The sequence below is a fragment of the Phytobacter sp. genome (genome assembly GCF_059074235.1).
Window position 1 is genome coordinate 2,086,818 of record NZ_JCACPZ010000004.1, and the last position, 13,572, is coordinate 2,100,389.

Sequence of the window (13,572 nt, forward strand, 5' to 3'; positions counted from 1 at the left end):
GGGTTTTACCCCGACACCAGTGACCTGTTTGAGCGAGAGTTACTCGTCTTCCAGCTCGATGTTGATACCCAGCGAACGAATCTCTTTCAACAGTACGTTGAAGGATTCCGGCATACCCGGTTCCATCTGATGGTTGCCGTCCACGATGTTTTTATACATCTTGGTACGACCGTTCACGTCATCAGACTTAACGGTAAGCATTTCCTGCAGGGTGTATGCCGCGCCGTATGCTTCCAGCGCCCACACTTCCATCTCCCCGAAACGCTGACCACCGAACTGCGCCTTACCACCCAGCGGCTGCTGAGTAACCAGGCTGTAAGAACCGGTAGAACGCGCGTGCATCTTGTCATCAACCAGGTGGTTCAGTTTCAGCATGTACATGTAACCTACGGTTACCTGACGCTCGAACTGCTCACCGGTACGGCCGTCAAACAGTGTGATCTGACCGGAACTCGGCAGGCCACCCAGCTGTAACAGCTCTTTGATTTCAGACTCTTTTGCACCATCGAAGACAGGCGTTGCGATCGGCATACCTTTTTTCAGGTTCTCAGCCAGACGCAATACTTCTTCATCGCTGAAGGTATTCAGGTCGACTTTCTGACGAACGTCGGTACCCAGATCGTACGCACGCTGGATGAATTCGCGCAATTTCGCGACTTCTTCCTGCTGCTTCAGCATGGCGTTAATTTTCTCGCCGATACCTTTAGCAGCCATACCCAGGTGAGTTTCGAGGATCTGACCGATGTTCATACGAGACGGTACGCCCAGCGGGTTCAACACGATGTCTACCGGCGTACCGTTAGCGTCGTGAGGCATATCTTCGATCGGGTTGATCTTAGAGATAACACCCTTGTTACCGTGGCGGCCTGCCATTTTGTCACCCGGTTGAATCTGACGTTTAACGGCCAGATATACTTTGACGATTTTCAGCACGCCTGGTGCCAGATCGTCGCCCTGAGTGATTTTGCGGCGTTTCGCTTCGAGTTTTTTCTCGAACTCGTGTTTCAGTTCGTCATACTGCTCAGCCAGTTGTTCCAGCTGATTTTGTTTCTCTTCGTCGGTCAGGCCCAGTTCCAGCCAGCGATCGCGCGGCAGTTTGTCGAGCTTGTCAGCTTCAACACCACCTGCAACCAGCACCGCGTAGATACGACCAAACAGGCCAGCCTCGAGGATCTGTAGTTCTTCAGACAGGTCTTTCTTAGCCTGTTTGAGCTGCATCTCTTCGATTTCCAACGCACGTTTGTCTTTTTCTACGCCATCGCGGGTAAAGACCTGAACGTCGATAACGGTACCAGAGACACCGTTCGGTACACGCAGAGAAGAGTCTTTAACGTCAGACGCTTTCTCACCGAAGATCGCACGCAGCAGTTTCTCTTCTGGCGTCAGCTGGGTTTCACCTTTCGGCGTTACCTTACCAACCAGAATGTCACCACCGGTCACTTCTGCACCGATGTAAACGATACCGGACTCATCCAGTTTGGAGAGCGCAGCTTCACCCACGTTCGGGATGTCAGCGGTGATCTCTTCTGGCCCCAGCTTGGTGTCACGAGACACACATGCCAGTTCCTGAATGTGGATGGTGGTGAAACGGTCTTCCTGAACAACACGCTCGGATACGAGGATGGAGTCTTCGAAGTTGTAACCATTCCACGGCATGAACGCTACGCGCATGTTCTGACCCAGCGCCAGTTCACCCAGATCGGTGGACGGGCCATCAGCCAGCACGTCGCCGCGCTCAATTGGCTCACCTAAGGACACGCACGGCATCTGGTTGATGCAGGTGTTCTGGTTAGAACGGGTGTACTTGGTCAGGTTATAGATGTCGATACCCGCTTCGCCCGGGTACATCTCGTCTTCGTTAACTTTGATAACGATACGGGAGGCATCCACGTACTGAACCAGACCGCCACGTTTAGCCACCGCAGTTACACCGGAGTCAACGGCAACAGCACGTTCCATACCGGTACCAACCAGCGGCTTATCAGCACGCAGAGTTGGAACGGCCTGACGTTGCATGTTCGCACCCATCAATGCACGGTTGGCGTCATCGTGTTCCAGGAACGGGATCAGGGACGCACCGACGGAAACCACCTGTTGGGTGGAAACGTCCATGTAGTCAACCTGGTCGCGGCTGAACAAGCTGGATTCGCCTTTGCTACGACAGGTTACCAAGTCTTCTTCAAAGTGGCCTTCGTCATCCAGGTTGGAGTTCGCCTGAGCGATAACGTAGTTGCCTTCTTCGATAGCAGACAGGTAGTGAATCTCGTCGGTTACAACACCGTCAGTCACTTTACGGTACGGAGTCTCGAGGAAACCGTATTCGTTAGTCTGTGCGTACACGGACAGGGAGTTGATCAGACCGATGTTCGGACCTTCAGGCGTTTCGATTGGGCATACGCGACCGTAGTGAGTCGGGTGTACGTCTCGAACTTCAAAGCCTGCGCGTTCACGGGTCAAACCACCTGGGCCGAGTGCAGAGATACGACGTTTGTGCGTAATCTCAGACAGCGGGTTGTTCTGGTCCATAAACTGAGACAGCTGGCTGGAACCAAAGAACTCTTTCACTGCTGCAGAAATCGGCTTGGCGTTGATCATATCCTGAGGCATCAGGGTATCCAGATCGCCCAGAGACAGACGCTCTTTCACCGCACGCTCAACACGTACCAGGCCAACGCGGAACTGGTTTTCCGCCATTTCGCCAACAGAACGGATACGACGGTTGCCGAGGTGGTCGATATCATCGACTTCACCCTGACCATTACGAATACCAATCAGCTTACGCATAACCTGAATGATGTCGTCTTTGCTCAGGATGCCGGAACCTTCAATCTCGTCACGCAGCAGCGAACGGTTGAACTTCATACGACCTACAGCAGACAGATCGTAACGGTCTTCAGAGAAGAACAGGTTCTCAAACAGGGTTTCAGCTGCTTCACGGGTCGGCGGCTCGCCCGGGCGCATCATGCGGTAGATTTCTACCAGCGCACTCAGACGGTCGTTGGTTGGGTCGACGCGAACAGTTTCAGAAATGTACGCACCGTGATCCAGGTCGTTGGTGAACAGCGTTTCAATGCGTTTGTGACCAGACTGGCTCAGCTTAGCCAACAGATCCAGGCTCAGCTCCATGTTCGCCGGGCAGATCAGCTCGCCGGTAGATTCGTCGATATAGTCTTTAGAAACGACTTTACCTGCGATGTACTCAACCGGTACTTCGATGTGCTGAATCTCGTCTTTTTCCAGCTGACGAATATGGCGCGCAGTAATACGACGGCCTTTTTCTACGTAGATCTTGCCATTAGCTTCGATATCGAAGGAGGCAGTTTCACCACGCAGACGTTCCGGCAACAGCTCCATTTGCAGCTTGTTGTCGCGAATTTCGAAAACAACTTTCTCAAAGAACAGGTCAAGGATCTGTTCAGTGGTGTAGTTCAGCGCACGCAGAATAATGGTCGCAGGCAATTTACGGCGACGGTCGATACGTACGAACAGGTTGTCCTTCGGATCGAATTCGAAGTCCAGCCAGGAACCACGGTAAGGAATGATGCGCGCGTTATACAGCACTTTACCCGAAGAGTGGGTTTTACCTTTGTCGGAGTCAAAGAAGACGCCCGGACTACGGTGCAGCTGAGAAACGATAACACGCTCAGTACCGTTGATAACAAAGGTACCGTTGTCAGTCATGAGCGGAATTTCACCCATGTAGACTTCCTGCTCTTTGATGTCTTTAACGGTGCCTTCCGGCGCTTCACGTTCGTAGATCACCAGACGCAGTTTTACGCGCAGCGGTGCGGAATAGGTTACGCCACGGATTTGACATTCTTTGACGTCAAATACTGGTTCGCCCAGACGGTAGCTAACGTATTGCAGCTCCGAATTGCCGCTGTAGCTTTTAATTGGGAACACGGAGCGGAAAGCTGCTTCCAGACCGTACTGCCCTTCGGGATCTTGCTCGATAAACTTCTGGAACGAGTCAAGCTGGATAGAAAGGAGATATGGAATGTCCAGTACTTGTGGACGTTTACCAAAATCCTTACGAATACGTTTTTTCTCGGTATAGGAGTAAACCATAGGGTTCCTCAGCTCGCTGACAAGTCGACCCACTCTGTCCGTCGAATGGACAGTTTATGCAACACCATTTTGTTGATCGGAAAATAGAAAACTTTCCGCAATATCTGTTGCTATCACGCTTAAATCATTTCATTGCGGTTTACACAGAACTGGCGCTCTGCCGCAGTATATTAAGTCATAGATAGAAACAAACATTGAACAGGTAACCCGTAGTCAAACAGTGAGAAATGCTACCGGTACCCTACAGCGCAAAAAGGCTGGTGACTAAAAAGTCACCAGCCATCAGCCTAATTACTCAGGCTGCAACCGGAAAGGTTGGCTTATTTAACTTCAACTTCAGCGCCAGCTTCTTCCAGGGATTTTTTCAGTGCTTCGGCGTCGTCTTTGCTGATGCCTTCTTTCAGGGCAGCAGGTGCAGATTCTACCAGGTCTTTAGCTTCTTTCAGACCCAGGCCAGTTGCGCCACGTACTGCTTTGATAACAGCAACTTTGTTAGCGCCGATGCCTTTCAGAATTACGTCGAATTCAGTTTTTTCTTCAGCAGCTTCAGCCGGGCCAGCAGCTACAGCTACAGCAGCAGCAGCAGAAACACCGAATTTTTCTTCCATTGCAGAGATCAGCTCAACAACGTCCATTACGGACATAGCGGATACTGCTTCAATGATTTGATCTTTAGTGATAGACATTTAAATTGTTCCTGAAAATCAGAATAAGTTTATACGTAAGCAGATGCTTTACAAAGATAACTGCGATTAAGCAGCTTCTTTTGCATCGCGAACAGCAGCCAGAGTGCGAACCAGTTTGCCAGCCGAAGCTTCTTTCATGGTTGCCATCAGGCGTGCAATTGCTTCTTCGTAGGTCGGCAGAGTTGCCAGGCGATCGATTTGCGATGCCGGGATCAATTCACCTTCAAAGGCTGCAGCTTTGACCTCAAATTTTGCATTCGCTTTCGCGAAATCTTTGAACAGACGAGCAGCAGCGCCCGGGTGTTCCATAGAATATGCAATCAGGGTCGGACCAACGAACGCGTCTTTCAGGCACTCAAACTGAGTACCTTCAACAACACGACGCAGCAAGGTGTTACGAACAACACGCATGTATACGCCGGCTTCGCGACCTGCTTTACGCAGTTCGGTCATTTTGTCCACAGTTACGCCACGGGAATCCGCAACTACTGCAGACAGCGCGCCTTTGGCTACTTCGCTGACTTCAGCAACAATCGCTTGTTTGTCTTGAAGATTTAAAGCCATTAGCTTTGCTCCTGGATGTTTGCCAGAACAAAATGTTCTGGAACTCACTTCACTCACTCCAAAGGAGTGAGCGTCTTAATACGGTGAGCAGAAACAAGCCAGAGTATCAAAAAATAATCTTAGCGTTCTGTCACCGTCTACGCAGGGGATTAAGTTTCTTGCGAAACACCTGCGGTCTTCGACGGAGGCCTGGATAGGCCAGGCTCCAACGAACAAATCTTTTTACCTGCTAACTTTCGTTAGCAAACGTGGGGGTAAGATTGTAGACAAATCCACCGCCCACGTAAAGGTATTAGTTTGCAGCAGCGCTCAGGCCAGCCTGGTCAACTGCAACACCTGCACCCATGGTGGTGGAGATGCTAACTTTCTTGATGTACACGCCTTTAGCCTGAGTCGGTTTAGCTTTTTTCAGCGCAACCAGCAGAGCTTCCAGGTTTTCTTTCAATTTGTCAGTATCGAAGTCCACTTTACCGATGGTGGTGTGGATGATGCCGTTTTTGTCGTTACGATAACGAACCTGACCCGCTTTAGCGTTCTTAACCGCTTCAGCAACGTTAGGGGTTACAGTACCAACTTTCGGGTTTGGCATCAGGCCGCGTGGGCCCAGGATCTGACCCAGTTGACCAACAACGCGCATTGCATCCGGGGAAGCAATAACAACGTCAAAGTTCATTTCGCCTTTTTTGATCTGGTCAGCCAGATCTTCCATACCTACCAGTTCAGCGCCCGCAGCTTTAGCAGCTTCAGCGTTTGCGCCCTGGGTAAATACGGCTACGCGAACGGAACGGCCAGTACCGTGCGGCAGTACAGTTGCACCACGTACGTTCTGGTCAGATTTACGCGCGTCGATACCGAGGTTAACGGCAACGTCTACGCTTTCTACGAATTTAGCAGTGGCCAGCTCTTTCAGCAGAGCAACGGCTTCGTTGATGTCGTACTGTTTGGTCGCATCAACTTTGTCACGGATCACGCGCATGCGCTTGGTCAGTTTAGCCATTTCTTAATCCTCCACTACCAGGCCCATGGAACGTGCAGTACCTTCAATTGAGCGAGTCATCGCTTCAATATCAGCACCAGTCATGTCCGCGGCTTTAGTCTGAGCGATTTCCTGCAGCTGAGCGCGGGAGATTTTGCCCACTTTGTCTTTGTTCGGCTTACCGGAACCAGACTTAATACCAGCCGCTTTCTTCAGCAGAACTGCTGCCGGAGGCGTTTTGGTAATGAAAGTGAAAGAACGGTCGGCATAAACGGTGATAACAACCGGAATTGGCAGACCTTTTTCCATGGAATCAGTTTTTGCGTTAAACGCTTTACAGAATTCCATGATGTTAACACCCTGCTGACCCAGAGCCGGACCAACCGGTGGGCTCGGGTTTGCCATGCCAGCTGCAACCTGCAGCTTGACGTAGGCCTGGACTTTCTTAGCCATTCTTAAATCCTCAGATTGGGTAATAGCGCCTCAAAGAGGCTCCCCGTGATAAATATTCGTTTTACGGGCAAGGCCCGTAAAAACAAAAGGCGCGAAATTGTATGCCAATTTCGCGCCTTGTGCAACGATTTAATCGCTGCCTTTTTGATCGATAACTTAGGCCTTTTCGACCTGAGCAAAGTCCAACTCAACCGGGGTCGCACGACCGAAGATTGAAACAGAAACTTTGAGACGAGATTTCTCGTAATCGACTTCTTCAACCACACCGTTGAAGTCAGCAAACGGACCATCACTAACACGGACCATCTCACCCGGTTCGAACAGCGTTTTCGGACGCGGCTTATCACCAACCTGCTGGAGGCGGTTCATAATCGCATCAACTTCTTTGTCGCTGATCGGTGCCGGACGATCGGAAGTACCACCGATGAAGCCCATTACGCGCGGTACGCTGCGCACCAGGTGCCAGCTTGCGTCGTTCATGACCATCTGTACCAGCACGTAGCCTGGGAAGAATTTGCGCTCGCTTTTGCGACGCTGGCCACCACGGATCTCGACCACTTCTTCGGTCGGCACCATGACTTCACCAAACAACTCTTCCATATTGTGTAATTTGATATGCTCGCGCAGCGAAGTTGCTACGCGGCCTTCAAAACCGGAAAACGCCTGAACGACGTACCAGCGCTTTTTAGGAGCTTCAGACATCTCAGAACCTCAGGCCAGTGATAAAGGAAACGAGGCGAACCAGAATACCATCCAGTCCCCACAAAATAAGTGACATAACCGCCGTTACCGCAGCTACGATCAATGTGGTGTGCAATGTTTCCTGGCGAGTTGGCCAAATAACCTTACGGACTTCGGTTCTCGCTTCACGGGCAAAAGCAACGGTTGCTTTACCTTTCGTTGTTAACAGCGCGACACCACCCGCTGCAGCAATCAGAATCACCACGGCCAGCGCACGCAGCGGCAGCATCATGTCACGATAGAGGTAGTTGCCTACAATAGCCACAATGAGCAGTAGAGCAACAGCAACCCATTTCATCGCTTCCAGGCCGCGCCCGCTCCCTTGAGCTTCGGTATTCGCACTCATAAACCAACCCGTTACAAGAATCAGACAAACATTTTTGCCCCGCATGAGCGAGGCAACCAAACCGAAAAGCTTTGTCGCGTTTCGGACTCAACGCTATCTACAGAGCCTGTCTCAGCAATGATTATGAGAAAAAAATCACTGATGAGCCAGGTTCTGATTCGAGCGCGTACAAAAAGGGCATCAAATGATGCCCTTTTCTTGCGCGTAGCGTCAAATGTTATCAGCTATTAAGCGATAACTTTTGCTACAACGCCCGCACCAACAGTACGGCCGCCTTCACGGATTGCGAAACGCAGACCGTCGTCCATCGCGATTGGGTGGATCAGGGTAACAACCATTTTGATGTTGTCGCCCGGCATTACCATCTCAACACCTTCCGGCAGTTCGATGGTGCCAGTCACGTCAGTTGTACGGAAGTAGAACTGAGGACGGTAGCCTTTGAAGAACGGAGTATGACGGCCGCCTTCGTCTTTGGACAGAATGTACACTTCAGATTCGAACTGGGTGTGCGGCTTGATGGTGCCCGGCTTAGCCAGTACCTGACCACGTTCGATTTCTTCACGTTTGATACCACGCAGCAGAACACCAACGTTCTCACCAGCACGGCCTTCGTCCAGCAGTTTGCGGAACATTTCAACGCCAGTACAAGTAGACTTAGCAGTCTCTTTGATACCAACGATTTCAACTTCTTCACCCACTTTAACGATACCGCGCTCTACACGACCGGTAACAACAGTACCACGGCCGGAGATGGAGAATACGTCTTCGATAGGCAGCAGGAACGGCTTGTCAATCGCACGCTCTGGTTCCGGGATGTAAGAATCCAGGTAGCCAGCCAGTTCGATGATTTTCGCTTCCCACTCTGCTTCGCCTTCCAGCGCTTTCAGAGCAGAACCACGAACGATCGGAGTGTCGTCGCCCGGGAAATCGTACTGAGACAGAAGTTCACGAACTTCCATTTCTACCAGTTCCAGCAGCTCTTCGTCATCAACCATGTCGCATTTGTTCAGGAACACGATGATGTAAGGAACGCCTACCTGACGACCCAGCAGGATGTGTTCACGAGTCTGCGGCATCGGGCCGTCAGTCGCAGCAACAACCAGGATCGCGCCGTCCATCTGCGCAGCACCAGTGATCATGTTTTTAACATAGTCGGCGTGGCCCGGGCAGTCTACGTGTGCGTAGTGACGGATTTCGGTATCGTATTCAACGTGAGAAGTGTTGATGGTGATACCACGTGCTTTTTCTTCCGGCGCGTTATCGATCTGGTCGAATGCACGAGCCTGGCCACCGTAGGTTTTGGACAGAACGGTGGTGATTGCAGCAGTCAGCGTTGTTTTACCATGGTCAACGTGGCCGATAGTACCGACGTTAACGTGCGGTTTTGTACGTTCAAACTTTTCTTTAGACATCGATTGTCCCTCTAAGACACGGATAAATCGGTGATATCACCACATCAACCAGGCAACATGCCCGACTTGTTGAATTAAGTAACAGAGAGAATTGGGAGGGAAGAATGAAGTGGTGCTGATACCCAGAGTCGAACTGGGGACCTCACCCTTACCAAGGGTGCGCTCTACCAACTGAGCCATATCAGCACGTCTTGGAGCGGGCAGCGGGAATCGAACCCGCATCATCAGCTTGGAAGGCTGAGGTAATAGCCATTATACGATGCCCGCATCCTGAAACTCGGCTACCCAGTTCTTTCTGTACAAAAAAAGAGATAAATCTCTTTTTATTGTTTTGAGCTGATTAATTTTTCTAACCCGCTCAGGCGGCGAAAACGCTGCCAGAAAGTGGTGGTGGGGGAAGGATTCGAACCTTCGAAGTCTGTGACGGCAGATTTACAGTCTGCTCCCTTTGGCCGCTCGGGAACCCCACCGGACTTGATGGTGCCGACTACCGGAATCGAACTGGTGACCTACTGATTACAAGTCAGTTGCTCTACCTACTGAGCTAAGTCGGCATCAAGTAGCGCGCATTCTATGGAGACCTGCGAGTTCATGCAACTAAAAAATTGCATAAAATATTCTTTCGCTCACATTTTAAACTAACAGCCGCAGAAATGGTGCTATTTCGAGCAGCTCAGCGTAAAAAACAACCGACCAGGATAATCCAAACAGTAAAATGCCCCTGAGATGTCCTTAAATCTTGTTGGACATCTTTCAACAAAGAGTAAGCATCACCGTCCTGAAGGGGGAAAGATAGTGCTAGCTGTATAAAAGGAGCCGCAGGCACTGAAAAGAGGTTAAGACCAGGCTTACGTGTGGCCTGTACCGCGTTATACAAATCCATACCAATCGGTTGAATCCGTCACATACCGATACCTCGCTAATGTCCACAACCTTACTGATATTGTTATGTGCCAGGGCTCTTCAAGTGGGAGGATTGGTGTCAGTGGCCATCAGCTTAATCATCACTATCCGCACATAAGGAAGGAACGTGGTGCTTTGCTTGTTAAGCGTCATCTAATAGACATTTTTCATATTATTCGCTGTCATCTGGTGTTAACCTCCTGCCCATTGTCCTAACTTATTTCAATAACGTCACGCCATCGCATTATCTTAATAAAGGCTTCCCGCAGCGCTCAGGAAGCATATGTGGCGAGCCAGATTGGCAGGCAGAAAGCTTATGAGTAAAAAAGAGCAAACGTTAATGACGCCGTACTTACAGTTCAATCGCAGCCAATGGGCTGCGCTTCGTGATTCCGTACCGATGACGCTTACTGAAGGTGAAATCGCACGGTTAAAAGGCATTAATGAAGACCTCTCACTGGAAGAGGTTGCTGAGATTTATCTGCCACTTTCTCGTTTACTCAACTTTTATATTAGCTCGAACCTGCGTCGCCAGGCTGTTCTCGAGCAATTTTTAGGCACCGATGGGCAGCGTATCCCCTATATTATTAGTATCGCGGGAAGTGTCGCGGTTGGTAAAAGTACAACTGCCCGCGTGCTACAGGCACTATTAAGCCGCTGGCCGGAACATCGCCGTGTCGAATTAATCACTACTGACGGGTTTTTGCATCCAAATCAGGTTCTTAAAGATCGTGACCTGATGAAGAAAAAAGGTTTTCCGCAATCTTATGATATGCACCGTCTGGTAAAGTTTGTTTCGGACATAAAATCCGGAGCAACAAATGTAACAGCACCGGTTTATTCACATCTGATATATGACGTTATCCCTGACGGGGATAAAACCGTCGCTCAACCGGATATATTGATTCTCGAAGGGCTGAATGTTTTACAAAGCGGAATGGATTATCCACACGATCCTCATCACGTGTTTGTCTCTGACTTTGTCGATTTCTCAATATATGTTGATGCCCCGGAAGAGATGCTTAAGCAGTGGTATATCAATCGCTTCCTGAAATTCAGAGAAGGAGCGTTTACCGATCCTGATTCCTATTTCCATAACTACGCCAAACTATCGGAAACAGAAGCCGTTCAAATCGCCACATCACTTTGGCAGGAAATTAACTGGCTTAATCTCCGGGAAAATATCCTTCCTACGCGTGAACGCGCCAGCCTGATAATGACGAAGAGCGCGAACCACGCTGTCGAGCAGGTCCGCTTGAGGAAATAAAAAAGGGGAGCTCCGGCTCCCCTTCTTCATTATTCGGCGCTACGGAGCGAAATTTCGCCCCCCATCCAGGGTTTAATGACGCCATCCTGCTCAAGCAATAATGCACCTTGCATATCAATACCGCGAGAGATGCCAAAAATTTCGCGTTCGCCAATAATCAGCTTTACCGGACGATTGATGAAATTATCAAGTTGATCCCAACGGGAAAGCCAGGGAGCCAGGCCTTCTTCTTCAAAGAGTGCAAGAGCCGTACGCAACTCTGTAATCAGGCGAACTGCCAGTACGTTACGATCAATGGTAATGCCAGCTTCCTGCAGGTTGGTCCATGCCTGGTTAATGACACTGTCTTCAACATTGCGCATCACGAGGTTAATGCCTGCTCCGATCACGATTTGAGCTGCATCCCCTGTTTTTCCCGTTAATTCGACGAGGATACCAGCAAGTTTTCGATCGTTAAGATAGAGATCGTTTGGCCATTTTACCCGAACGTTATCAGCACCAAGCTCTTGTAAAACCTCAGCCATGACCATTCCAATGACCAGACTCAACCCCACAGCAGCAGCAGGGCCTTGCTCGAGACGCCAGTACATCGAGAGATAGAGATTAGCACCGAACGGAGAGAACCATTTGCGCCCACGTCTTCCACGGCCAGCCTGTTGGTACTCCGCAACACACGCATCCCCAGAGGCTATCTCTGAGATCCTGTCCATTAAATACTGATTAGTAGAATCAATTACAGATAAAACAGCCACATTACCATCCGGGACCTTTTCAGAAATCCAGGCCTGGCTCAGTAATTGAATCGGCTCTGGCAGACTGTATCCTTTTCCTGGTACCGTAAAAACATCAACACCCCAGTCGCGCAGAGTCTGGATATGCTTATTGATAGCAGCGCGACTCATCCCAAGACGCTCACCGAGTTGCTCACCAGAATGAAATTCACCGTCGGCAAGTAGTGAAACCAGCGTCAATGGAATTGTGTTGTCCTTCATGCAATAACCTCCACGGCGTTAACTTCACCATCCGAGCCAATAAAGCGCACTTCAGGTTCCAGCCAGATATCAAATTTTTCCCCAACACGCTGGCGGACAAGATGTGCCAATCTAACGACATCATCGCTGGTCGCGTTGCTTTCATTAATGAGTACTAATGCCTGCTGCCGGTGCACTGCGGCACCACCGACTACAGTGCCCTTTAACTGGCACTGATCGATAAGCCAGCCCGCGGCGAGTTTCACACTACCGTCAGCCTGCAGATAATGGGGAGCATGGGGCCATTCAGCGAGTAAAGTTGTCGCTTTTTGATGGGTAATGACCGGGTTTTTGAAGAAACTGCCTGCATTTCCATTTATTTTTGGATCAGGCAACTTACTCATGCGCATATGACAGACGGTATCAAACACTTCTCTGGCCGTCACGGTCGCAGGATCAAGACGAATCAGATCACCGTAGGATAAGATCGGTGTCCACTTTTTGGCTAAACACAGACCAATGGCAACGATGACATAGCGATCCTGATACTCATGCTTGAATATGCTGTCACGATAACCAAAGCGGCATGCTTCAGCAGTGAGACGCGTTGCCTTTCCTGTTGCCAGTTCGACACAATCAACGTATTCACATACGTTTTTTAGTTCTATGCCGTAAGCACCAATGTTTTGAATCGGTGATGAACCTGCGCAGCCCGGTATCAGCGCGAGGTTTTCCAACCCATGCATATTGTTATCGAGCGAGAACTGCACCAGTTTGTGCCAATTTTCCCCGGCTCCCACATGTAAATGCCAGGTGTTGTCACCTTCAGCAACATCGATGCCCATTATTCGGTTAACAATGATGGTTCCAGAGAAATCGTCCAGGAAGAGTACATTGCTGCCTTCGCCCAGAATAAGTACTGCCTCATGGTTTTGAGTTGCGCTTTGCCATGTATTTAGTAATTGCTGAGCGCTGTCAGCACAGACAATATTGTGAGCATTATGAGTGATGCCAAAGGTATTCCAGGGCTTAAGGGAGTGATTCATAGACGCTATCCTGATGCAGAAACCGGGATAGTTTACCGTATCTGCAAGATGCGTGCTTGTGGTTATAGAGAAGGTTTTCAGGAAGATAAAAACGCAAAAAGCCCATCCTTCCGGATGGGCTCTTCACTTATTTGATGCC

11 protein-coding genes and 4 tRNA genes are annotated in these 13,572 nt (G+C 49.9%); 1 reads left to right on the forward strand and 14 read right to left on the reverse strand.

The genetic code is table 11. The annotated features are described in order from the left end of the window. Positions 1–39 precede the first annotated feature (39 nt). The 12 genes from rpoB to AC5JPW_RS13945 all read right to left on the reverse strand — a co-directional run bounded on the left by rpoB (position 40) and on the right by AC5JPW_RS13945 (position 9,800). Positions 40–4,068, reverse strand: a complete 4,029-nt coding sequence (rpoB, locus tag AC5JPW_RS13890) for a DNA-directed RNA polymerase subunit beta (protein ID WP_494241106.1) — start codon at positions 4,066–4,068, stop codon at positions 40–42. A 320-nt stretch (positions 4,069–4,388) separates the two neighbouring features. Beyond that, positions 4,389–4,754, reverse strand: coding sequence for a 50S ribosomal protein L7/L12 (gene rplL / locus AC5JPW_RS13895; protein ID WP_437434178.1), 366 nt, complete (start codon positions 4,752–4,754; stop codon positions 4,389–4,391). A 66-nt stretch (positions 4,755–4,820) separates the two neighbouring features. Then, a complete protein-coding gene (gene rplJ / locus AC5JPW_RS13900) occupies positions 4,821–5,318 on the reverse strand; it encodes a 50S ribosomal protein L10 (protein WP_007704673.1) in 498 nt (165 codons plus the stop codon). Between the two features lie 292 nt (positions 5,319–5,610). After that, entirely contained in the window at positions 5,611–6,315 is a 705-nt protein-coding gene (rplA, locus tag AC5JPW_RS13905) for a 50S ribosomal protein L1 (RefSeq protein WP_494241108.1), read from the reverse strand. Between the two features lie 3 nt (positions 6,316–6,318). After that, complete coding sequence (rplK, locus tag AC5JPW_RS13910; protein ID WP_058914236.1) at positions 6,319–6,747, reverse strand: 50S ribosomal protein L11; 429 nt, start codon at positions 6,745–6,747, stop codon at positions 6,319–6,321. A 156-nt stretch (positions 6,748–6,903) separates the two neighbouring features. Further along, positions 6,904–7,449 (reverse strand): transcription termination/antitermination protein NusG, encoded by a 546-nt coding sequence (nusG, locus tag AC5JPW_RS13915; RefSeq protein WP_002438628.1) that lies wholly within the window; start codon positions 7,447–7,449, stop codon positions 6,904–6,906. A gap of 1 nt (position 7,450) precedes the next feature. Then, on the reverse strand, positions 7,451–7,834 hold the full coding sequence (secE, locus tag AC5JPW_RS13920) for a preprotein translocase subunit SecE (protein WP_437434176.1): 384 nt from the start codon (positions 7,832–7,834) through the stop codon (positions 7,451–7,453). 227 nt (positions 7,835–8,061) lie between these two features. Further along, the gene (gene tuf, locus AC5JPW_RS13925; protein ID WP_494238106.1) at positions 8,062–9,246 is read right to left on the reverse strand and encodes an elongation factor Tu; all 1,185 of its coding nucleotides are present in this window, start codon (positions 9,244–9,246) and stop codon (positions 8,062–8,064) included. Positions 9,247–9,356: 110 nt separating this feature from the next. Beyond that, positions 9,357–9,432: transfer RNA gene (locus AC5JPW_RS13930), tRNA-Thr, on the reverse strand. 6 nt (positions 9,433–9,438) lie between these two features. Further along, positions 9,439–9,513 (reverse strand) — tRNA-Gly (locus AC5JPW_RS13935). Between the two features lie 118 nt (positions 9,514–9,631). Further along, a tRNA-Tyr gene (locus AC5JPW_RS13940) sits at positions 9,632–9,716 on the reverse strand. Between the two features lie 8 nt (positions 9,717–9,724). Further along, positions 9,725–9,800: transfer RNA gene (locus AC5JPW_RS13945), tRNA-Thr, on the reverse strand. Positions 9,801–10,465: 665 nt separating this feature from the next. Between AC5JPW_RS13945 and coaA the strand changes: the two genes are divergently transcribed. Further along, the gene (gene coaA / locus AC5JPW_RS13950) at positions 10,466–11,416 is read left to right on the forward strand and encodes a type I pantothenate kinase (protein ID WP_494241111.1); all 951 of its coding nucleotides are present in this window, start codon (positions 10,466–10,468) and stop codon (positions 11,414–11,416) included. A 29-nt stretch (positions 11,417–11,445) separates the two neighbouring features. Here coaA and birA read toward each other — a convergent pair whose 3' ends face one another. Together birA and murB are read right to left on the reverse strand one after the other, a co-directional pair. Next, positions 11,446–12,408, reverse strand: coding sequence for a bifunctional biotin--[acetyl-CoA-carboxylase] ligase/biotin operon repressor BirA (gene birA / locus AC5JPW_RS13955; protein ID WP_494241113.1), 963 nt, complete (start codon positions 12,406–12,408; stop codon positions 11,446–11,448). Further along, on the reverse strand, positions 12,405–13,433 hold the full coding sequence (murB, locus tag AC5JPW_RS13960) for a UDP-N-acetylmuramate dehydrogenase (protein ID WP_494241114.1): 1,029 nt from the start codon (positions 13,431–13,433) through the stop codon (positions 12,405–12,407). The genes birA and murB overlap by 4 nt, the downstream gene beginning before the upstream one ends. Between the last annotated feature and the right edge of the window lie 139 nt (positions 13,434–13,572).